The sequence below is a fragment of the Parapedobacter brassicae genome (assembly GCF_051400755.1).
In the GTDB taxonomy this organism is placed as follows: Bacteria; Bacteroidota; Bacteroidia; order Sphingobacteriales; family Sphingobacteriaceae; genus Parapedobacter.
This window is the reverse complement of the sequence record NZ_JBLFFL010000001.1, coordinates 245,415-267,240: the sequence shown is the minus strand read 5'-3', so window position 1 is coordinate 267,240 and position 21,826 is coordinate 245,415. Positions and strand designations below refer to the sequence as shown.

The following is a 21,826-nucleotide window of genomic DNA, read 5'->3' as shown; positions in this document are numbered from 1 at the left end:
GGGTTCAATGACTAATATCGAGACCAATAGGAAGGGTATAGGCTACGCGCACCGGTCGGCCATTTTGGATGCCGGGAGTCCACTTGGGCGACGTGGTCAACAACCTGACGGCCTCTTCGCCGGTGCCGAATTTGAGATCACGCATAATGGTTATATCCGTCAGTGAGCCATCGCGCTCAACGATAAATGCCAATATGATCTTGCCTTTTACGCCATGCTCCATCGCTTGTGGCGGATAGCGATAGTTTTCCTGCACATATTTCAGAAACGCTTCCATTCCCCCGGGGAATGAAGGCTCGATTTCTACCGCGGTAAAAGGCACGTCTGATTGTCCGCCGGTTTCCGTTACGGCGACATCGCCATGACCGTCGCCGAGCGGAACGTCAATGTGGATGGCCGCGTCGGGATTACCTGCAAGGGTTTGTGATCCGGGGTTGGCTAATTTGAGGGTAGCGATTGATGGCGGCTCTTCTGTCACCTGGTCGGCCCTGACCACCACCGGTGCGGACATGCGCACCTGGCTGGTACGGGGTGCGGGTGGCGCCGCCGCGGGCGGTTGGGAGAGGGACTTGTCGATGGGGGGCGGGGGTGTCAATTCGACGATGACTCCTGGTTTCAGTGGCTGGTCAAGCACTTGTGAGGCGGCATCGGGAGAAAACCGGTTTTTAATTAACGGCCCGAGCAGGGAGACTACGAATACGCTGGAGGCGATACATAGGGCGAGGTTGGTGTTTTTAGACGCATTGCGCCGCAAGACATAGGCGCCGTATTGTTTGTTGCGACCTTCAAAAATGATATCCAGCCAATGTTGGCTGAAAATATCCTGTTTTGGATACCACATAACGATAAGGATTAAAAGTGAACAAAAACGTAAACAAAACGGCCGTTATGTAATCCGACGGGAATCAAATCTCCCCGTTTCCTTTTGGATGAAATTTCATGGCCGATTCCATAAATGATGGTGTTAGGTTTGCCTCGTAAATTTTAGTAACATTGCACGCTAAATCATCAGGTTTGGGCAACGGCACGAAAAAAATACTGGGCATCGTACTCAAGGTTACCATTCTGCTTCTGGTGGCATGGGTGCTATACCGCAAGCTCAATAACCATCAGAATTTACAGGAATTTAAGCGGCTGATGCATTCCCTCGGCACATTCACGGTGATCACCACGTTGTCGGTCGTCGTCTTGATGATGTTTGCCAATTGGCTGCTGGAGGCGGTAAAATGGCGTTATCTCTGCCGTCCCGTTGAGCGGATTAGTTTATGGAAAGCCGTACAGTCTGTATTCTGCGGGCTCACGTGGGCAATCTTCACCCCGAATCGGATCGGTGAATATGGCGGACGCGTGATGTTTCTCAAACCGCGTAAGCGTATTTTCGGCGCGGTAGCGATGGGGGTGGGCGCATTGGCGCAGTTGGTCATGACAAGCGTGGCCGGATCGCTTAGCATCGCTTGGTTTGTCAACCGCTTTTTTGACATCAGCATCATCGCCGGTGTGGCATTGTGGTTATTGGCAATTGCCTATGCCGGGTTTTTCCTGACGTTGTATTTCAACGTGAGGTGGATCAGTTCCTGGATCAAACGAATCGGTTTCCTCAAGCGGTTTCAGCGTTTTTTTGAAATACTGACCCGCTATAGTCCGCGAGAATTGACGGTCGTTTTCCTCAACTCGTTGGCAAGGTTTGCCATCTTCACTTCGCAGTATTGCATACTGATGTTGGTCATTATTCCGGATATCCGATTCATGCCCATGCTGTTGATGATCTTTATCCTGTTTTTTGTGCAATCCGCTTTGCCCACGTTAGACTTGTTTGATTTTGGGGTAAGGAGTGTCACGGCGAGCTATCTCTATGCGCATATCACCGGTCAGGATATCGCCGTAATGGCGATTGCTTCGTGCATCTGGTTTATAAACCTTATCTTGCCGGCCATCTTGGGTTCCGTGTTTGTTTTAAAAATTAATTTCTTTGGCGACACTGCTAACTAGTATCACCCTGGCGGTATTCACTGGAATATACGCGGTATTGGTATGTTACATGCGGACCGGATGGCTGGCCTTGCCGTTCGTGGCAACGAAGGGCTCGCCCAGCACGAGGGTCAGCGTGCTGATCGCGGCAAGAAATGAAGAGGCCAATATCGGGCGCACACTTTCTGCAATATTGGCACAGGATTTTCCCGCGGAATTGCTCGAAATCATTGTGGTAGACGATCACTCCACGGACAATACCTCTGCGATTGTGGAGTCGTTTGCTTCCCGAGGCGTGAAGCTGCTGAAACTGAATGAGACCGAACCGCTCAATTCGTATAAGAAGAAAGCGATATCTACCGCCATGGCCATGGCCACCGGCGAGTTTATCGTTACCACAGATGCCGACTGCCGAATGGGGGGCGGCTGGCTGGCCTCGGTGATCGCGTATGCCGAAGCGCATGGGAGCTACCTGGTGTCTTCGCCCGTGGTGTACTCGGAGCAACGCGGTTTTTTTGAGGAGTTGCAGACCTTGGAATTTCTCTACCTGATCGGCTTGGGAGCCGCGGGTATCGGGCACGGTCGGCCCTCTACCTGCAACGGGGCTAACCTAGCCTATCGCCGTGATGTGTTTTATGAAATGGGCGGATTCAACGGGATTGACCATTTGGCGTCGGGTGACGATGAATTGTTTTTGCATAAAGTAGCGGCGAAGTATCCCGACAACATTGGTTTTTGCAAGTCGAGAGACGCGATTGTCTATACCGATGCGAAGCGGAATTTGCAGGAGTTTATCCAACAACGCAGGCGCTGGGCATCTAAGAGCACACACTATAAGAACAAAGGGATTGTGGCGTTGGGCATAGCCATTTGGCTATTCAATGCGTTATTGTTGGTGGCTGGCATGACCATGCTTTTTGTCGATGTTACGATGTGGCCGGTATTCGCTGCGGCTGTCGTGTTGAAATTGCTTGTCGAGCTGTTCTTCTTGTATCCGATCTGCCGCTTTGCGAAGCGGGTCGATCTATTGGGTTATCTGCCTGTATTGACCGTGCTGCATGTGATCTATTTGGTATACATCGGCATAGCGGGCAACATGGGAAAGTATCAATGGAAAGGACGGCGGGTTAATTGAGTGCAATCTTTTCCTTGATGCTGGCTTCAACCTGAGCGACCACCTCTTCCGTGCCCAGGCCCTGGGGTTCAATGGGCGTAAGCACTTCCCATGACATGCGCGTCAATGTGTTGAGCGGGAAAAATCCGTAACGGACCATTTCCCATGAATGATTGATGGCTACGGGCACAATCAACACGTTGGGGACTTTTTTCAGGATCGTAGCGATGCCGCCCACGTTAAACGGTTTGATTTTTCCGGTCTTCGCACGGGTGCCTTCTGGAAAGATAAAAGCCGACCAATTTTTGGTTTTCATGTTGTTGGCCAGCTTCAGGATTTCTGCAATGGACTGCTTAGGGTCTTTACGATCGATGTTGGCTGCCCCCCCATGGCGGAGGTTGAAGGAAATGCTCGGAATGCCTTTGGTCAATTCGATTTTGGAAATGAACTTGCCGTGATGCTTACGCAGGAAAAAAATCAACGGTGGGATATCGTACATGCTCTGATGGTTGGCCACAAAAAGGATAGGCCTGTCCGTCGGGAGCTGCTGTTTGTTGCTGAATTTCACCGTATTGCCTAATACATAATAGCAGGCTACCAAGCAACAGTTGAGTACATCCACCGCGTTCTTGTGTGCCTGATAGCCGCCGAGTTTGAGACACAGCCATTGGATCGGATGGAACACGGTGATAACGATGCCAAAAAGTAAATAAAAAACAGGGGAAAGGATATAGCCCAAAATTTTCTTCATTGCAATAGATACCGAGCTGGTTTTTTGCAGCAAAGATAGGATTTAAACAGCGACTGGCAAATCATGTAGCAGCTGGCGGGTTTGCTGATGCTGAAAGACGGCTAATGAACAGGTGCAACCGTCTCAAAATGCGCACGGGTGAAGGTGCCGGGTGAGGCATGATCGCCCTCTTTAAAACTGAAATGGACCGCATTGATGTCGGTGAGTTCGGTGTAAGCGTAGGTTGCCTCCAATAGATACATCTGAGCGCCGGATGATCCCATCTGCTGGGTAAGATACTGTGCATCCGTAATCTCCAAGTAGAGGGTGTCGTTGGCTATTTTCGCTACTTTTGGGGTGATCTCGGGATAATTGGTGATGAGCGCTTGGGTCAATGCGTCAACATTGAGCAGAGAATGGTCAAAAGCTGGATTTTTTCTGGCTTCGAGCTGTTCGGATTGCGCATCAAAAAAGGCGATATAAGGAAGGGAAGGCGATACCGCGTCCTTTGCTATTTCTTCGGCATCTTCCCGGGTTTCATTCCGGCAGGAATAGGCCATCATCATGATAATGGCTGCTGCCAATAATCGGAGCGAATGCCGTGTTTTCATCTCTTTTCGGTTAATCGATGCCCCGCTAGGGCGTGGTGACTGCCACCGGCAACACTTTTCCATTGAACAACCGATGTCCGGTAAGGGCAAAATGGGCGATGTACTCGCCCATCGCCGCAGCGGTCACCGGCGATTGGTATTGTGGAAACGCTTTTCTTAGCATTTCTGTTTGCGCGGAACCCAAAGCTAAGCAATTTATTTTAATCGCTTTATCTGCAAATTCCAGCGCCAGACATTCGGTGAGGGTATGCAGCGCGGCCTTGCTGGCCGAATAAGCGGCCAATCCCGGAAATTTCACGCTGCCTTGGAATCCGCCCATGCTGCCGATATTGACGATATGGCTCCCGGGCGGCATCCACGGCGATAGGTGTTGGATCATGCGCACATGGGCGAGAAAATTGCTTTGCAGCATGTCTGAAAATTCGGTTACAGAAGTTTCCTCAAACGGTTTGTTGACCAGTGATCCGGCGTTGTTGATCAGCGTATCTATCCGGCCGCCAAGCTTTTCCGCTACGAATGGCAGCAGCACCCTTGGATAGTCGCCGCTGACGATGTCAAACGGCAAGACATGGATAAGGGATTTGGCGTTGTGCCGGAGGGCAGCCTCCCGCAGGTTATGCAGACCTTCCTCGGAGCGCGCCAACGCCACCAGTTGGTTTTCGGGGGTGGCCAGTGCCCTTGCGGCTTCGAAACCGATACCGTTACTGGCGCCACTAATCACAATGTTTGCCATGCCTAATTTTTTGGATTGCTTGCTTCCTCTTCCTCGTATGCCGTTGTGCCCATTTCGGCTTCTTCGGTGGTCGGCAGCCGGTCTTCACCCAATCCCTGCGGACGGAAAATAAAATACGCACCCAGGGCCGCCACCGCCGCCGACGTCAGGTAAAACAGCAAGCTGAAGAGTACCGCCAAATGATCGTCTAAGTGGATATAGAAATATTGGGCGCCATAAATATAAACCATCTCCCGCGCACCTAATCCGCCCACGGTGAATGGGACAACGGCGACCAAAGATGAAAGCAAAAACATAAACAAATAGGGAGCAAACTTGCCTTCAAAGCCCAATGCGTAGAGCAGGAAGATCGCACAGATCACTTGCATGGATTGGACACCCAACGCTTTTAGGTGCGTGACCATGAAGTGGCGGCTATAGACCGCGAAATACCTCCGCAAAACCAAGTAATAGGCGGCAGTGCCTACTGCGACGGCGAGGATGGGGATTTCGCGCGGGATGCGCAGGTGGGGCATGAATATGATAAGCGCAGAAATAATCAAGCACAGCGCCCAGAATCCGCTGAGGCGATCAAAAAATACGGCAGACAATAGTTGACGGCCCTGGACCTTGAATTTGCGCCGCAGGAAGTAGATTTTATAACCATCGCCACCCACGCCGCCCGGTAAGAACAGGTTGTAAAACGAACCCAGCAGGTAGAGTTTGAAATTATAGCGTTCGGACAGATCCAGACCGGTGTTGCCGAAAAAGCTATTCAATCGGGAGGAGGCGATGACGATGGAGCATGCGTATGCGATGAAGGCCAGCACCAGAAATATCGGGTTGGAATGGACCAATGCTTCCTTCAGGTCCTTGGGTTCTACTTTGTTGAACACCCAATACAGCGCCACGGCGGTCACGCTGATTTTAAGCACCGTCTTGGTTGTGCGCCATATTTTATTTTGAGCCATCGTCTATGGATAAAACCCCAAAGGTATAAAAAGGTAATGACTAAGATGATTCATCTCAGCCGAAGATCAGCGGATAGAGCCTGACATACAGCATAACGACATAAACAACCAGCAGGGCCGTGTTCAATGACAACATCCAATTCAGGTCGGTCTGTTGGTATCGATGTCGAAGCGTTAAGACGAGCAGTACGAAGAAGCTCAGGAAAAGCAGCCCTGGAAAAATGAGGGCCCACTTGTGCTCCATATATACGAATGTTTGCTCCAAAGGTCTCGCGGTTTTTTTTTCAAACACAAACGGCGCCAGTGCAAACAATAGCAGCAATATAAATAGCCGCACCAATAATTTAGCGATAAATTTGCTGATGGTATGGTTTTTGGACGTGTTAGTCATACAAAACAGTTCATGACGCCTTGCGCACACAAACATACATGATTATCCTATATGGCAGATAAAAAACAATAAAATTATAAGGGAATCCATTATCTTTACACCTTCTTATTTCGTTTAAATTATGAACAGGTTATTAGTTATCGTCGCTGCCCTCGTATCCGCGTCTATCCTTTGCATGTCATGCGCTTCTCAGCAAGGTGCGGCAACCGGGGGGACTTCCGAAGCAGCGGGAGGGCCTTCAGCCGCGGCATGGCGCAACGGTATCAAAGGGCAGTGGACACTGCATTCGATAGACAAAGAAAATTTTCCGACAGCGTATTCCGTCAAAACTATTTTTGAAGAAGCGCCGGCGGAATGCTTCGTCGGAAGTGTTTGGAACCTGCCGAATAATGGACGGGGAACCATCACATTCAATACGGAAGGGACATTATGCGCCCCGGGAGCGGTGCGCAACATCGTTTGGTCGATTTACAATCCGGGCAAGGATAACGGCGAACCCCAATTCCAGTTTAAGAAGATTTATCCCGGTGATAAACCGAGCAATGTGACGGCAGGTTATCGGCTTGATATGTCTTATGCCGATGAACAGCAACTGACATTGCGGATGCCCCTGGAGTTGGATGGTCAGGTAGGATACCTGGTGTTTAATTTCGAGCGGCTTTAACCCTATTTTTGTAAACCCATAAATTTAAATTGTATGAAAACAAGTATTTTAGCAGTTCTGCTCGTCGTGTCGATGTCGACACTGTCTTTTGCCCAGCAGGATAAGAGCAAACGACCAAGCCCCCCCGATAGCACGAAGGTGACAACGGCTGACGGTGTCACGATCGAAATCCATTACAGCAAGCCCTCGTTGAAGGGCCGCCAATTGGGTGTGGATATCGCCCCGTTTGGCAAAGTTTGGCGTACCGGTGCTAACGAGGCCACTACCTTTGAAGTGGACAAAGATGTGTTGATCCAGGGTCAACCGCTCCCCGCCGGGAAGTACAGCCTGTATTCCATACCCGATGAGCAGAGCATGACGTTTATTTTCAATAAAACATGGGATCAGTCAGGTACGGAGTATGATGAAACCCAGGATGCCCTGCGGGTAACGGCTACACCGTCTGCTGGCGGAGCATTGGTCGAACAGTTTACTATTAAGGCCGACAAAACAGGTGCCGTGACGTTGTATTGGGGAGACGTCACTGTGGCGTTTGCCGTGAAAGCCGCAAAATAAGTGAAAGGTATTATTTTAGCAGGGGGCTCGGGCACCCGTTTGCATCCGTTGACATTGGCTGTAAGCAAGCAGCTTATGCCCGTGTACGATAAGCCGATGATCTATTATCCCTTATCTACGCTGATGTTGTCGGGTATCAGGGAAGTGCTGATCATCTCCACACCTCATGATTTGCCCGCTTTTCGTAAATTGCTGGGCGACGGCGCACAATTAGGTTGTTCCTTTTCATACGCTGTGCAGGAGGTGCCCAATGGACTGGCGCAGGCCTTTGTGATTGGAGAAGAATTCGTTGGAACGGATAACGTTGCATTGATACTGGGCGACAACATCTTTCATGCGGAGGGACTATCGCGTTTGTTGCAGCAGAGTGCGGACCCCGAAGGCGGGGTTGTATTTGCTTACCCCGTATCCGATCCGGAACGCTACGGTGTGGTCGAATTTGATGAAGCACGCAATGTGGTATCCATCGAAGAAAAGCCAGCGCATCCCAAATCAAACTACGCGGTGCCGGGTTTGTATTTCTACGATCACTCGGTGATTGAAATTGCAAAAAGCATCCAGCCTTCGGCCCGCGGTGAATACGAAATCACGGACGTCAACAAAGTGTACCTCCAGCAGGGGCGACTACGGGTCGGCGTGTTCAGTCGTGGCACGGCTTGGTTGGATACCGGCACATTTGCCTCCCTGATGCAGGCGGGTCAGTTCGTGCAGGTCATCGAGGAACGGCAGGGACTGAAGATCGGTTGCATCGAAGAGGTTGCCTACCGCATGGGTTACATCGACGCGCAACAATTGGAGACCATTGCACAGCCGTTGCTGAAGAGCGGGTACGGACAATATTTATTGAAATCGGTGCTGAGGCGTAATTAGGATTGATCGATGTCGAAAACGGCGCTTATAACCGGCGTGACGGGGCAAGATGGCGCGTATTTGGCCGAATTGCTGCTCAATAAGGGCTATACCGTGCATGGCCTGAAGCGCAGGAGCTCCTTATTCAATACGGACCGCATTGATCATCTATATCAAGATCCCCACGAATCCAACCGTCTTTTCACGCTGCACTACGGTGACCTTACAGATGCGACCAATATTATCCGCATCGTTCAAGAGACCCAGCCAGATGAAATCTACAACTTAGCCGCGCAAAGCCACGTCAAAGTAAGTTTTGATACACCCGAATACACGGCAAACGCGGATGGGGTGGGGGCGCTTCGGGTGTTGGAAGCTATCCGGCTGCTTGGTTTAGGCAAAAAGTGCCGTTTTTACCAAGCGGCCACATCGGAGCTGTACGGACTGGTGCAGCAAGTGCCGCAAAACGAAACCACCCCTTTTTATCCGCGGAGTCCTTATGCTGTGGCTAAGTTATACGCGTATTGGATTACGGTCAACTACCGGGAAGCGTATAACCTCTATGCATGCAATGGCATACTGTTCAATCACGAAAGTCCCATCCGTGGAGAGACGTTTGTAACCCGCAAGATCACGCGTGCGGTGGCGCGAATAGCCCTGGGGCTGCAAGATGGGTTGTTTTTGGGCAACCTCTCTGCCCAGCGAGATTGGGGACACGCCAAGGATTATGTAGAGGCAATGTGGTTGATGTTGCAGCAGGAAACAGCGGAAGATTATGTCATCGCTACAGGCGTAACCACCACCGTCCGGGAATTTGTGAAAATGAGTTTTGCGGAACTGGGCATCGAGGTAGAATTTAGCGGCAAGGGGGAGCGTGAGCGGGGGGTGATCATTGATGCCGATGAAAATCGTTTGGGTGAACTGGGAATCGACCCGGAGCACCTAAAATTCGGACGGACGATTGTAAAAGTAGACCCAACCTATTACCGGCCCACGGAGGTTGACCTGCTCATCGGTGATGCATCCAAAGCACGGTCAACGCTGGGCTGGAAGCCCCGGTATAGCCTTGATGCGCTGGTGAAAGAGATGGTGCATTCCGACCTACAGCTCATGCGCAGGCCACTCTCTTCGCGCACCCGCGAGGCATGAGAAGACGATGTTCCCGAAAATATGTTGGAACAATTTTTGTTTATACCTTCACAGTGTGTTAGGATGAGGGTTTGCTGTACATAAACCATGCAAGAAATATATACCATGCAAGAAACAGGTGGTGTTGAATCCAGGCCTGAAGAGATGAGAAAGGATTCTACGAAGATTTATTTCTTCGTGGTCGCCATTGTGGCGTTGCTTGCAACCAATGTATATTTCTATATCAAATATAAAAACACAGGTGATCGGGTCTTTGAACTGACGAGCGAACGGGTGAGTATGCAGGCGGAGGTAGACCGTATCGAAGCGGAGTTGGACCGATTAAACGATGAACGTATTGAGCTTAGTACCGCGCTGAAAGCTGCACGTGACAGCGCGCATACAACGATCACCGAATTGCGTGCGCAGCTGGCTCAACAGAACCTTACGCGCGAGCAATTGACCAACGCCCGGCAAGAAATCAGCCAGCTGAAACAGCAGGTATCTAAATATTTAACTGACGTCGAAAATTTACGGGACCAAAATGCACAACTGATTTCCGAGCGGGAGGCACTCAAGCAGGAGGTCTCTACTTCGTCAGGTCGGGTAGCGTTGTTAGAAGAAGAGAACACAGACCTGACCGATAAGATAAAACTGGCGTCGGCTCTTAAAGTTTCGAATATGTCGATCAGCGGCATACGGGAGCGAAGCAATGATCGGGAATCGGTCGAAACACGTGCACGCAGGGTCGATAAGTTAAAAATTGACTTTACGATCGCTGATAACCAATTAGCCCAACAGGGCCTGCACGATATCTATATACGCGTGATTGACGCAAATGGCAACTTGCGCACCACTGATAATGGGCTCTTCGAAGTCGATGGCAATCAGATTCAATACACCTACAAAACAGCGATAGACTTTGTCAACGATGGGGCATCGTATACGATCGAATGGAAGGACACCCGGGGCTTTCAAAAAGGTACGTATACGATTCTGCTGTATGCAGATGGCGCAGTGATGGGGCAAAGCAGCGTCGTCTTGAAATAATGCCTCAATGCAATGCCTCAGAAACCGAAGAGCGATTATCCCTGAACAACACTGTGTGATGCCCTCTTGGCATACACCGAAGGGATCTGCAAGTAAAACGTGGTTCCTTTTCCGACATAGGTTTCGTATCGGATATGCCCCCCCATTCCTTCCACCGCTTGTTTGACAAAAGCTAACCCGAGTCCGGTACCGGAGCTTTTGGTCGTGAAGTTCGGTTGAAACAATTTTTCCCTCGCTTCGGGAGTTATACCATCGCCATTATCCCGGATGGCGATGGATACATAATCATCCGCATCATAGCTGATGGCGATGTCAATGTAGCATTTGCGTTTGGTTATGGTGGCTTCTATCGAGTTTTTGATCAGGTTGTTAAACGATCTCAATAACTGGTCCCGATCGCCCTGTGTGGTGATGACACCATCGCCGCAGCGATTGATGATGCGGATTTTGACATCTACATTATTACTGAATACCTCCGCTGCTTTGTTGATGATATCCAATACATCGACTTCTTTAAGCTGCGTGTCCGGCATTTTTGCAAATTCCGAAAATTCGGAGGCGATAAGCGATAAGCTGTCAATTTGCTCAATGAAGGAAGCGCTGAATCGCGCAAACCGCTCGTCAAACCGGGGATCTCTTTCTTTCCACGAGCGTTCCAACTGTTGTATGCCCAGTTTTAGGGGGGTCAATGGATTTTTAATTTCGTGGGCTACTTGCTTCGCCATTTCGCGCCAGGCAGACTCCCGTTCTGAACGCATGATGGTGTTGGCACTCTGTTCAAGCGCGGCGATCATCAGGTTATATTCTTTGATGAGACTACCTATCTCATCATGCCTTTTCCAAAAGATCGGCTCGTTTTGCTTGCCGATGCTGGTCTTGGCCAGGCTGCGTTGCACCAATGCAAGTGGAGCCGTGATTTTGTTGGCCACGAATACCGCAAACAAGCCTAAAACCAAGATGACCAACGCATAAATATTCACCAATGTATTGAGTAGAAGTCCCACGTTCTGATCAAATTCTTTCTGATAGCTATAATTTGGCAAGCTCAGGAAAGCCAGGGGCTCATAGGCATCATTTCGGATGGGCGCATAGGCAGCGATATAATTCAGCCCTCCAATATGCTCGTGCTGTATAAATTCCGAACGCCGGTATCGCGCCATGTGCAACCACGCCTGTGGATGCATATAGCGCGAAATGAGCCGGAGGTCGTGTATCCGTGGTTGCGTTGAATAAATCAGTTGACCGTCCGTACCGTATAGATTCAGGTCGGAAGCCACGGATTCAGCGATCGTGTTGAACTGTTCATCCGTTGATATGGCCTGGTTAATGTTAGCCTCCTTGAGCATTCGGGATTCCAACCTTCCCGCGATGTCAACCACCTGCTTCAACACGCCGGTTTCCTGTTGCTTTCTGAACTGTCGGCTGATACTGAAAAACGTGATGGTCCCAGCGACAATCAACGTAAACACCACGGCCATGACCATAAAGGTCTGGATCCGGGTGCTGTATAACACGCGGTTCGTCAGGATGAGGAAACTCCACCGGAGGTTCCGCAGACTAAAATCATTGCTGTTCAAGGTCAGCACCAGCCAGCGCGAAACGTATGCGAGTATGGCAAACAGTAAGAAAACGAGAAAAATGAAGGACAGGGCAGCCAACTGTGTCCAGCGGCTTTGCTCCGGCTGGCTGACCACGATCAAGGTCCGGTTGTTCGGACGGTACACCAGGTGCTCAAATCCGCCATTGTTGCCGAGCGAGATATATTTGCGTTGTTCCGCAGGGTACGCTTCCGCAGATAATGGGTATACATAGTCTCCGTACTGGCTGACCAGCTGGCCATCCCGATAGAAAGCATAGGCATATTGCGAAATCAGTGCGGTCTGTTGCCGGCTTATCCGGTTATCTGCCAGAATACCGGGGTATGATGCGAGTTGATTGAATGACCGGTTCTGCAATTCGATGAGCAGAATACCCAACGGATTGCCATTTTCCTCCACGGGGAGCTGGGCGAAATACTCAAAATTGCCAAACCTGCTGTTGCCTCGATAGAAATTCTCGGACACCTTGATCGCTCCTGATATCACTTTTTCCCGATATGCTTCGCGTTTACTCGCCGAACTTTTGCCGATCGGGATCCAATCAGTATCGTATTGATTGGCCAAAAACTCATAGTTTGACAGGTGGCCGCTGAGGTACGTTCGTTTGAGATGCTCATTGAGTAGCTCACTATCCCCGTCTTTCGGATTTTTGAAGTACTCGATCAGTACAGGATCCTGAGCCATCTCTTTTTCCAGGTCGTGAAACAGCGACATGGCATTGGCGTCGTCCACGGCTTCCAGTTTTGAAATTTCCAGCTTTTGTTTTTCCTCTTTTTTATAACGGTGAAATTGGCTGTGCTTTACCGCGGTAATACCCGCAAGCAGCAGCAGGGTAGCGATAAAGATCGCCAGGTCGAATTGGCTTTCCCGGCGGAGATACCATCCGCGTAGTCCTATTAATACGCTCAATAACACGAACGTCGCAGGGAAGTTATCGATCGAAAATTCACCGAAATAATCAATAAGCATCCACATACAGATCACCACCGCCGTCCCGATCGCCAAGAGTCTCCGTGAATTGGGGATGAGCCTGTGGGCAAATTCAACCAACAGGTCAATCAGTAACAGGAGCGACATCATGCTCAAGCACAGCGCAAATATCCCGATCCAACTGTATGTATTGAGGTCCAGTATATTGGTAACGTCAAAGTTGATATCCGAATTGGTGACCAGGCCGGCGAATATCTCTGTAATCGCGTAGCTGACCAGATAAATCAACGCGCCGAACAAAAAAATGACCACCACACCGCCCGTTTTCGTATGTCCCCACCGCGGAATGGTCAGCTGATTTCGAAAAGAGTAGGCATAACCAACGAACCAGGTAAACGCGATGACATTCAGTAAAAATCCACCTAAATGCGGAAAAATGAAACTGGACGCAAAATTCATGGAGTCGAAAATGCCGGTGTAGAAATGGGAGGCCAACCAGCCATAATGAAGTTCCAGGTACCGGATTCCGACCAAGCCACAGGCAAACAGCGCTAACGAAGACCATACGTTGCCGCGCCTGGCCAGCCAAACACACATCATATTAAGCAGCACGGTAACCGACAAGCCGGCAAGCAGCCACATGGCTAATTCGAGCGTGGAAAAGAACGTGTCATGCTGCCCATCGCGTAGTTTGACAGAAAACAGGTATTCGCCGGTCAGACTCCTGATGTTGTAAATGAGTTGGTCGTCATACGCCGCAATATCGAGGTTGTTGGTGGCGATCAAGTGCTTAGCAAAACTGCTTTGGAGGTATTCGTTGTTTTTTTGGAAATCCGATTTTATCGGGATTAGAAATAAGATGGAGAAATTGCCGATGCTTTTTTTGATGGATTCATACCGGCCATTTCCGGCAATGATGATGTCTACGCCATTGCGTATGCCGGCGTCGGTCTTCGGCACGAATTTATCCGTACCCCAGAATATGAGTTCGCTATTGACGTATACGAATGGATAAATTTCATGCTGCGCCGCAAAATGGTCAAGAATGCTTTCGGCCTGTTTGACGTCTGTATCCAGCGATTTGAGCCTGTCTAAACGACTGGAGTCACCGAAGAATTCATAGACGATCTGCTCTTTCTTGTGTAGATTGCGCTGTAGTTCGTGCGCGTCAAGCAGTAAAATCTCTTTATCGTTGAATGTAAGGTTAATGGTGACAGCAGTACCGATAAAACACAGCGTCAGCGCTACCAACAATAACCTTATCTTGACAACCGTACTCACAGTTACACGTATTAGTCCATGTAAAAGTAAGAAAATCCATGATAACCCCATGCATTAACATAGGCGAAATATCATAGCGTGACAGCAAACGGCAACCTTCAGGTGCTAGTGCGTTGCTTCTTCCTTGAAAAGTTTGGCGGTAAAGTATTCGCGATTCATGCGCGCAATGTTGGTCAGCTTAATGCCTACCGGGCATTCGGCTTCGCAGGCGCCCGTATTGGTACAGCTGCCGAAACCTTCTGCATCCATCTGGGCTACCATGGCCTGCGCACGGCTATAACGCTCGGTCTGCCCTTGCGGCAATAATGCGTATTGCGAGATTTTGGCCGAAACGAACAACATGGCCGACGCATTTTTACATGCCGCCACGCAGGCGCCGCAGCCGATACACGTAGCCGATTCAAAGGCCTCATCGGCTATTACTTTCGGGATCGGGATGCCGTTGGCGTCTGGCACGCCGCCGGTATTCACGTTGACATACCCGCCCGCCTGTTGTATGCGGTCAAACGCAGACCGGTCTACCGCCAAATCCTTGATCACCGGGAATGCCGCAGCCCGCCAGGGTTCGATGACGATCGTCTGCCCATCATGGAAACTACGCATGTGCAATTGGCAAGTGGTCGTGCCTTGTTTCGGTCCGTGAGGTCTTCCATTGATGTGCAAAGAGCACATGCCACAGATGCCCTCCCGGCAGTCGTGGTCAAAGTGGATGGGGTCTTCACCCTTCCGTACCAGGCCTTCGTTGACCACGTCCAGCATCTCCAAAAAAGACATGTCGGGCGATATGCCATCGGCTTGGTAGGTCACAAATTTACCCCTCGTTTTATCATTCTTTTGACGCCACACTTTCAGCGTCAGGTTCATGTTTCCACTCATGATGATATGATTTGCTAAAATTACTTATAGCTTCGTTGTGTCAATTTAACGTTCTCAAACTCCAATGATTCTTGATGAAGCACCTCTGGCTGGTTTTCACCCGTGTATTCCCAGGCAGCCACATAGCGAAAATGCTCATCGTCACGTTTGGCTTCGCCTTCTTCGGTTTGGCTTTCCTCACGGAAGTGCCCTCCGCAGGATTCGCGGCGTTGAAGTGCATCATCCACCATCAGTTCACCCAGTTCCAGGAAGTCTGCCACACGACCGGCTTTTTCAAGGGATTGGTTCATTTCTTCATTTTCACCCAGCACGGTCACATCACTCCAAAACTCCCGGCGCAGCTCTTGGATGAGTCCCTTGGCCTTGGTGAGGCCTGCTTCATTGCGCGCCATGCCACAGTACTCCCACATGATGTGGCCGAGCTTTTTGTGTATGTCATCTACCGTTTTGCTGCCTTTGAGTGCGAGCAGTTTATGCACATTGTCTTCCACCTCTTTGCGCGTCCGTTCAAAGTTAGGGTGATTTTTGTCTACCGGATCAAAACCCAGTCCTGCCAGGTAATCACCTACGGTGTAGGGTATCACAAAATACCCATCGGCAAGTCCCTGCATCAATGCCGATGCACCTAACCGATTGGCGCCGTGATCAGAAAAATTACATTCGCCCAATGCATACAATCCCGGTACGCTTGTCATCAGATTATAGTCTACCCACAAGCCGCCCATGGTATAATGCACGGCCGGATAGATGCGCATGGGTTGTTTATACGGGTTTTCGTCAGTGATCTGGTAATACATGTCAAAAAGATTACCGTATTTGGCCCGTACCGCATCTTCACCCAGCCGCTTGATCGCCTCTTCGAAATCGAGGTACACCGCGATACCCGAGGCACCTACGCCCCGGCCTTCGTCTACGACCTCCTTAGCATTCCGTGAAGCTACATCGCGGGGCACCAAATTACCGAATGAGGGATATTTGCGTTCCAGGTAATAATCGCGGTCTTCTTCCTTGATGTCGGATATTTTTAGTTCCCCTTTCCGGAGTTTCTGTGCGAGTTCCACCGTTTTCGGTACCCATACCCGTCCGTCGTTACGCAAGGATTCGGACATGAGCGTCAATTTGGATTGGTGGTCGCCTGTCACGGGGATGCAGGTAGGGTGGATTTGCGTATAGCACGGATTGGCGAAGAACGCCCCCCGTTTATGTGCACGCCATGCGGCAGTCACATTACAGCCCATGGCATTGGTAGACAGGAAAAAGACATTGCCGTAACCGCCTGTACAAAGCAACACAGCGTGGCCTTCGTGCGCTTCAATGGCGCCTGTCACCATATTCCGGGCAATGATGCCGCGGGCGTGACCATCGATGGTGACCACATCCAGCATCTCATGCCGGTTGTACATCGTTACCTTTCCGGTGTTGATCTGGCGATTCAATGCAGAGTAAGCACCCAATAGCAATTGTTGTCCCGTTTGCCCGCGGGCATAAAACGTACGCGAGACCTGGGCGCCGCCAAATGAGCGGTTGTCAAGCAGCCCGCCGTATTCGCGGGCAAAAGGCACGCCCTGGGCGACACATTGGTCAATGATGTTCACCGATACCTCGGCCAAGCGGTATACATTGGCTTCCCGGGCACGGTAATCGCCCCCTTTGATGGTGTCGTAGAATAACCGATACACACTGTCCCCGTCATTTTGATAATTCTTTGCGGCGTTGATGCCACCCTGGGCGGCGATGGAGTGTGCCCGCCTGGGGCTATCTTGGTAGCAAAATGCCTTGACATTATAACCCAGTTCGGCAAGCGAGGCGGCAGCCGACGATCCGGCCAATCCGGTGCCCACCACAATGATGGTATATTTCCGCTTATTGGCGGGGTTCACCAATTTGAGGTTAAACTTATGTTTAGACCACTTTTCGGCCAACGGCCCTGCTGGTACTTTCGAATCTAACATATTAAATAAACGCTAATATATCATGATGCGCCGCAAAGCCGCGGCATCGTCAATAGCTTAATTGAAAAAGTAAAAATAGACGGGCATGGCCGCAAACCCGAGGGGAATGGCTACGCCGAATAACCAAATACCGAAAAACCGGATAACGGGCGCATATTTTTTGTGGTCGAAACCCAGCGTCTGGAAGGCGCTCTTGAACCCATGGATGAGGTGGAAAGACAGGGCCGCCATAGCGATGACATAGAACGCGACCAACATCCAGTTTTTAAAGGTAAACTGCACCTGTTTGTACAGGTCCTTTGCCTTGAGGACTTCTACATCATTATCAACATATTTGACGTAGTCCGTGTATTCGTCGCCGATTAATTCGGTCACGGTCGTTTCTTGTGTGGCCAGGTCGGTGCGGTATTCCACATAAGGCACGCCGTCGTTGTGGTATTTCCACCAAAAATTACTCATGTGCGTCACGATAAACACGAGCAGCACCGTACCGAGCAGGCCCATGTTGCGTGAACTCCACGCGCTATTTTCCGACCCCCGGAATACCGCATAGCTTGCAGGGCGGGCTCTGCGGTTATGAAGGGTCAATAGCAACGCATAAATGGCATGGATGACAATCGAAGCATAGAGTAAATAGGAGATGACCTTAATGGGCGTAAAGTGGGTCATGAAATGGGCATAATCATTAAAAGCCTTGCCCTGGTCATGATAAAATAATTGCAGGTTGCCGATCAGGTGGATAATTAGAAACGAACATAAAAACAGCCCTGTTAAACTCATGATCAGCTTCTTCCCCAATGATGAAGAAAGCAGATGTTTCGACTTAGTCATTCTCCTCGCGTATTTTAATTTGGTAAGCAAATCTACCAATAGATTTAATACCGGTGAAAACAAACAAATAAAATCCTTAATTTAGAACTGTTCTAAGTTTTTGGACTGGCTATAAAAAAACGCCATGCTGATGGAAAAGCATGGCGCTGATTATATGAGTTCTTTATCGGTTGTTAGAACAGGCGATAGCCGATTCCAACCGTCCACAGATTGACTTTTTGCGGAGCACTGTCATTTTTGCTCAATTCGCTCAATCCGTGTTCATAACGCACATCCGCGCGGAAATTGCTGATGTCAAGCCCGAGGCCACCGGTCACCGCGAACGCTTGGTTTTTATATTCGCTGAATTCGGTCACCTGTTGCAGGGATTCGCCGATGTTTTTGTCTACCACGAACGAAACAACCGGTCCGGCGTGGATACGGAGACCGGCAGGCCCTAAGCCGATACGGGTACCGAGCAACAAGGGTAAATCCAGCGACGTGAAGGTCACTTTGCCTTCTTCGTCGGTGTCGACTAATTTAGCTTCCGAGCTTTTACCAGTCAAATACAGTTCCGGTTGAAAATGCACACCTGCGCCGCCGATCCGGGCCCATACACCGGCTTGGTAACCCGTACGGGTGCTGGCGTCCAGCCAACCGCCGTCTTCAGACCTTAGGTTAGAAAAGTTGAGACCCGCCTTCACACCGAATTGGAGGCTGGGCAGCAATTGGGCGTTGGCACCCAAAGAGGTTGCCGCTACCAGGAAAGCAATGATAAAATACTTTTTCATAATGTTAATTTTTTTCATGTCGTATAATATAAGGTATCAAGCTTTTCCACAAAATTCAAGCCGAAATTGAGGATAATATCATAAATTTTGTTAAAACAAAGGACACCCCTATTGGTTTTAGGTGGCGGGTGAGTGGCTGCACAACTTGCAAAAAAGGGCAGGTTTGCCTAAGTTTGGCGGAAATCACATGATATGGCAGACATCAAGATAACACTCCGGGAGTGGGAAGCCCTGAAAATGAAATTAAGGCGAAAATACAATCACCTTTCAGACGAAGACTTGGCGTTCAGGGAAGGCGGCGAAGATGAATTGATCGGCCGGCTGGCCAGCCGCGTCAAGCGCAACCGCGATTACATCCTGTTTACACTGAAGAAGGGGTTGGCTGACCTCGATAGCAACCGGGTATAAGCGCCCAAAGCGCTAAATTAATTTAAATGAGATACATCAACTTTGAAGACGCGGGGGATGCCGTCTCTGATGAGGTTTACATGAAAGAAGCGCTAAAGGAGGCACAGGAAGCGCTGGAGCAGGATGAGGTGCCTATTGGCGCGGTGATCGTTTCCAAGGGTAGGATCATCGGGCGCGGATATAACCTCACCGAACGGTTGAATGACGTGACAGCACATGCCGAGATGCAGGCGTTCACGGCGGCGGCCAATTACATCGGCGGCAAATACCTGCAAGATTGCACGCTGTACGTCACCATCGAACCCTGCCTGATGTGTGCAGGCGCCGCCTACTGGACCCAGATCAGCCGTATCGTCTTTGGAGCACGGGATGACAAGCGGGGGTTTTCCTCCTTTGGCAAAGCCGTACTGCACCCCCGGACGACCGTCATCAGCGGTGTGTTGGAAAGCGAATGTGCAGCGCTAATCACGTCATTTTTTCGTAATAAAAGGACCAAGTAAACCGGTCGATCGATTGCGCCAAACAAAATAGCCTTTGTAATCGTTATATTAGGCCAGCATGATCGTTTCTGTAACTGGTGAGCGCTCGATAAAAGTTGCATTTACGTACAACTTTAGCTAAGTTTGTCCAAGTACTTTATAACTCATTTTTCATTAAATAATATAGATTATGGCTTTTGAATTACCGGCGTTACCTTACGCCACCGATGCATTGGAACCCCATATCGATCAGGAAACCATGGAAATTCACCATGGGAAGCATCACCAGGCTTACGTGGACAACCTCAACAAAGCCATTGCAGGCACTGATGCGGAAACCTCGACCATCGAAGAAATATGCCAAAACATTTCGAAATATCCCCCGGCGGTGCGCAACAACGGAGGCGGACATTTCAACCATTCGTTGTTTTGGACAGTCCTGTCAGCAAATGGCGGGGGTACGCCATCGGGTGATTTGGCGGCTGCTGTCGATGAGGCGTTCGGATCATTTGATGAGTTGAAGAAAAAATTGCAGGAAGCAGGCGCTACGCGCTTTGGTTCGGGTTGGGCTTGGCTCATTGTTGACGCATCGGGCAAGTTGCAGGTGACATCCACGCCGAACCAAGATAACCCCTTATTCGATATCGCGGAAGTGAAAGGAACGCCCATATTGGGAATCGACGTATGGGAACATGCCTATTACTTGAAGTATCAAAATAAACGCCCCGGATATTTGGAAGCAATTTTCAATGTCATTGATTGGAATGCCGTGGCCAAGCGCTATGCAGACGCGAAGTAAAAAGTAAAAAGTAAAAAAAGTAACAATAGCGGCCATATTTCAGATATGAGCCGCTATTTTTTAATCCAGAAGTCCAAAGAGTCTGATGTCTAAAGTCTCATGTCTAAAGTCTGATGTCTCAAATCTCAAACGATGAAAGCCATTGTCCTTGAAGGAATCAAACAGCAGCTGGTCATGAAAGAAGTGCCCCTACCGGAATTGGCAACGGGCGAAGCATTGGTGCGCATCAAGGCGGCGGCGTTGAACCGGCGCGACTGGTGGATACAGCAGGGGCAGTATGCCGGATTGAAATTCCCCATCATACTGGGTTCGGACGGAGCAGGTATCGTCGACCGTGTAGGCGAAAGTACCAGCCGCGAGTGGGTGGGCAAAGAAGTGATCATCAACCCATCCATCAATTGGGGCAATCGGCAGGCCGTACAGCAGCAGGCGTTTCATATCCTCGGACTACCCCAGGATGGTACATTTGCAGCGTATGTACGCGTGCCGGTAGCAAACCTGTATGAAAAACCCCGGCATCTGTCGTTCGAAGAAGCCGCGGCCCTGCCGCTCGGCGGCATTACCGCCTATCGGGCACTCTTTAGCCGGGCGGCATTGCAGCCGGGAGAGCAGGTGTTGGTGGCCGGTATAGGCGGGGGGGTGGCTACATTTGTGCTGCAGTTTGCCGTACACGCAGGTGCGGAGGTATACGTCACGTCAAGCAGCCAGTCCAAGATCGAACAGGCCGTGGCACTGGGGGCAACCGGCGGGGTGCTGTACACGGACGACAATTGGGCACAGCAGTTAACGGAGCGGGCCGCGGGCTTCGATGTCATTATCGATAGTGCGTTGGGAGAAGGGTTTGTTCATTACCCCGACTTGGCAAATCCCGGTGGACGGATCGTCTTTTTCGGTGGCACCGCCGGTAATCTGCCTCCACTCAACGGGCGCAAGATCTTTTGGAAGCAGCTTTCCTTGTTGGGCACCACCATGGGGTCACCCGCCGATGCAGAGAATATGCTGGTTTTTGTAACGAATCATGGCATCAAACCCATCATTGACAGCGTATACCCGCTGGAAGATGCAGAAGTGGCCCTTCAAAAAATGAGAACGTCGACACAGTTCGGCAAGGTCGTATTGACGGTTGGGTAAACCATGCCGCCAAATAGAAAAAGGTTTC

General features: G+C 50.1%; 22 protein-coding genes. 11 read left to right on the top strand and 11 right to left on the bottom strand.

Annotated elements, in window-relative coordinates:
- Nucleotides 1-4 precede the first annotated feature (4 nt).
- Nucleotides 5-841, bottom strand: a complete 837-nt coding sequence (locus ACMGDE_RS01195) for an energy transducer TonB (RefSeq protein ID WP_436830920.1) — start codon at nucleotides 839-841, stop codon at nucleotides 5-7.
- 152 nt (nucleotides 842-993) lie between these two features.
- On the opposite strand from ACMGDE_RS01195, the gene ACMGDE_RS01190 reads away from it, so the two are divergent.
- Nucleotides 994-1,989: a lysylphosphatidylglycerol synthase domain-containing protein gene (locus ACMGDE_RS01190; RefSeq protein WP_436830919.1), complete on the top strand. Its 996-nt coding sequence runs from the start codon at nucleotides 994-996 to the stop codon at nucleotides 1,987-1,989.
- Nucleotides 1,970-3,103: a glycosyltransferase family 2 protein gene (locus ACMGDE_RS01185; RefSeq protein WP_436830918.1), complete on the top strand. Its 1,134-nt coding sequence runs from the start codon at nucleotides 1,970-1,972 to the stop codon at nucleotides 3,101-3,103. The genes ACMGDE_RS01190 and ACMGDE_RS01185 overlap by 20 nt, the downstream gene beginning before the upstream one ends.
- Here the strand turns inward: ACMGDE_RS01185 and ACMGDE_RS01180 are convergent.
- The 5 genes from ACMGDE_RS01180 to ACMGDE_RS01160 all read right to left on the bottom strand — a co-directional run bounded on the left by ACMGDE_RS01180 (nucleotide 3,096) and on the right by ACMGDE_RS01160 (nucleotide 6,497).
- A complete protein-coding gene (locus ACMGDE_RS01180; protein WP_436830917.1) occupies nucleotides 3,096-3,833 on the bottom strand; it encodes a lysophospholipid acyltransferase family protein in 738 nt (245 codons plus the stop codon). The genes ACMGDE_RS01185 and ACMGDE_RS01180 overlap by 8 nt on opposite strands.
- Before the next feature lie 101 nt (nucleotides 3,834-3,934).
- Nucleotides 3,935-4,423 carry a hypothetical protein gene (locus tag ACMGDE_RS01175; protein WP_436830916.1) on the bottom strand — a complete coding sequence of 163 codons (489 nt, stop codon included), beginning with the start codon at nucleotides 4,421-4,423 and terminating at the stop codon, nucleotides 3,935-3,937.
- Nucleotides 4,424-4,448: 25 nt separating this feature from the next.
- Nucleotides 4,449-5,156: an SDR family NAD(P)-dependent oxidoreductase gene (locus ACMGDE_RS01170; protein ID WP_436830915.1), complete on the bottom strand. Its 708-nt coding sequence runs from the start codon at nucleotides 5,154-5,156 to the stop codon at nucleotides 4,449-4,451.
- A gap of 2 nt (nucleotides 5,157-5,158) precedes the next feature.
- Nucleotides 5,159-6,106 (bottom strand): lysylphosphatidylglycerol synthase transmembrane domain-containing protein, encoded by a 948-nt coding sequence (locus ACMGDE_RS01165; RefSeq protein ID WP_436830914.1) that lies wholly within the window; start codon nucleotides 6,104-6,106, stop codon nucleotides 5,159-5,161.
- Nucleotides 6,107-6,161: 55 nt separating this feature from the next.
- On the bottom strand, nucleotides 6,162-6,497 hold the full coding sequence (locus ACMGDE_RS01160) for a hypothetical protein (protein WP_436830913.1): 336 nt from the start codon (nucleotides 6,495-6,497) through the stop codon (nucleotides 6,162-6,164).
- 121 nt (nucleotides 6,498-6,618) lie between these two features.
- Here ACMGDE_RS01160 and ACMGDE_RS01155 point away from each other — a divergent pair, with 121 nt between their 5' ends.
- From ACMGDE_RS01155 to ACMGDE_RS01135, 5 genes are all read left to right on the top strand, one after another.
- On the top strand, nucleotides 6,619-7,161 hold the full coding sequence (locus tag ACMGDE_RS01155) for a lipocalin-like domain-containing protein (protein ID WP_436830912.1): 543 nt from the start codon (nucleotides 6,619-6,621) through the stop codon (nucleotides 7,159-7,161).
- Between the two features lie 33 nt (nucleotides 7,162-7,194).
- Complete coding sequence (locus ACMGDE_RS01150; protein WP_436830911.1) at nucleotides 7,195-7,716, top strand: DUF2911 domain-containing protein; 522 nt, start codon at nucleotides 7,195-7,197, stop codon at nucleotides 7,714-7,716.
- Nucleotides 7,717-8,586, top strand: a complete 870-nt coding sequence (gene rfbA, locus ACMGDE_RS01145) for a glucose-1-phosphate thymidylyltransferase RfbA (RefSeq protein ID WP_436830910.1) — start codon at nucleotides 7,717-7,719, stop codon at nucleotides 8,584-8,586. It abuts the gene before it with no gap.
- Nucleotides 8,587-8,595: 9 nt separating this feature from the next.
- Entirely contained in the window at nucleotides 8,596-9,714 is a 1,119-nt protein-coding gene (gmd, locus tag ACMGDE_RS01140; protein WP_436830909.1) for a GDP-mannose 4,6-dehydratase, read from the top strand.
- A gap of 87 nt (nucleotides 9,715-9,801) precedes the next feature.
- Entirely contained in the window at nucleotides 9,802-10,743 is a 942-nt protein-coding gene (locus ACMGDE_RS01135; protein WP_436830908.1) for a DUF8428 domain-containing protein, read from the top strand.
- A gap of 35 nt (nucleotides 10,744-10,778) precedes the next feature.
- Here the strand turns inward: ACMGDE_RS01135 and ACMGDE_RS01130 are convergent, their stop codons facing one another.
- The 5 genes from ACMGDE_RS01130 to ACMGDE_RS01110 all read right to left on the bottom strand — a co-directional run bounded on the left by ACMGDE_RS01130 (nucleotide 10,779) and on the right by ACMGDE_RS01110 (nucleotide 18,981).
- Entirely contained in the window at nucleotides 10,779-14,552 is a 3,774-nt protein-coding gene (locus tag ACMGDE_RS01130) for a sensor histidine kinase (protein ID WP_436830907.1), read from the bottom strand.
- A gap of 105 nt (nucleotides 14,553-14,657) precedes the next feature.
- Complete coding sequence (locus ACMGDE_RS01125; RefSeq protein WP_436830906.1) at nucleotides 14,658-15,428, bottom strand: succinate dehydrogenase/fumarate reductase iron-sulfur subunit; 771 nt, start codon at nucleotides 15,426-15,428, stop codon at nucleotides 14,658-14,660.
- A 20-nt stretch (nucleotides 15,429-15,448) separates the two neighbouring features.
- Entirely contained in the window at nucleotides 15,449-17,380 is a 1,932-nt protein-coding gene (locus ACMGDE_RS01120) for a fumarate reductase/succinate dehydrogenase flavoprotein subunit (protein ID WP_436830905.1), read from the bottom strand.
- Nucleotides 17,381-17,437: 57 nt separating this feature from the next.
- Nucleotides 17,438-18,211 carry a succinate dehydrogenase cytochrome b subunit gene (locus ACMGDE_RS01115; protein ID WP_436830904.1) on the bottom strand — a complete coding sequence of 258 codons (774 nt, stop codon included), beginning with the start codon at nucleotides 18,209-18,211 and terminating at the stop codon, nucleotides 17,438-17,440.
- A 173-nt stretch (nucleotides 18,212-18,384) separates the two neighbouring features.
- Nucleotides 18,385-18,981, bottom strand: coding sequence for a porin family protein (locus ACMGDE_RS01110; RefSeq protein ID WP_436830903.1), 597 nt, complete (start codon nucleotides 18,979-18,981; stop codon nucleotides 18,385-18,387).
- Between the two features lie 192 nt (nucleotides 18,982-19,173).
- On the opposite strand from ACMGDE_RS01110, the gene ACMGDE_RS01105 reads away from it, so the two are divergent.
- From ACMGDE_RS01105 to ACMGDE_RS01090, 4 genes are all read left to right on the top strand, one after another.
- On the top strand, nucleotides 19,174-19,389 hold the full coding sequence (locus tag ACMGDE_RS01105) for a CsbD family protein (protein ID WP_436830902.1): 216 nt from the start codon (nucleotides 19,174-19,176) through the stop codon (nucleotides 19,387-19,389).
- A 26-nt stretch (nucleotides 19,390-19,415) separates the two neighbouring features.
- Nucleotides 19,416-19,889: a nucleoside deaminase gene (locus ACMGDE_RS01100; RefSeq protein WP_436830901.1), complete on the top strand. Its 474-nt coding sequence runs from the start codon at nucleotides 19,416-19,418 to the stop codon at nucleotides 19,887-19,889.
- A gap of 169 nt (nucleotides 19,890-20,058) precedes the next feature.
- A complete protein-coding gene (locus ACMGDE_RS01095; protein ID WP_436830900.1) occupies nucleotides 20,059-20,667 on the top strand; it encodes a superoxide dismutase in 609 nt (202 codons plus the stop codon).
- 132 nt (nucleotides 20,668-20,799) lie between these two features.
- A complete protein-coding gene (locus tag ACMGDE_RS01090) occupies nucleotides 20,800-21,798 on the top strand; it encodes a zinc-binding dehydrogenase (RefSeq protein ID WP_436830899.1) in 999 nt (332 codons plus the stop codon).
- Nucleotides 21,799-21,826 lie beyond the last annotated feature (28 nt).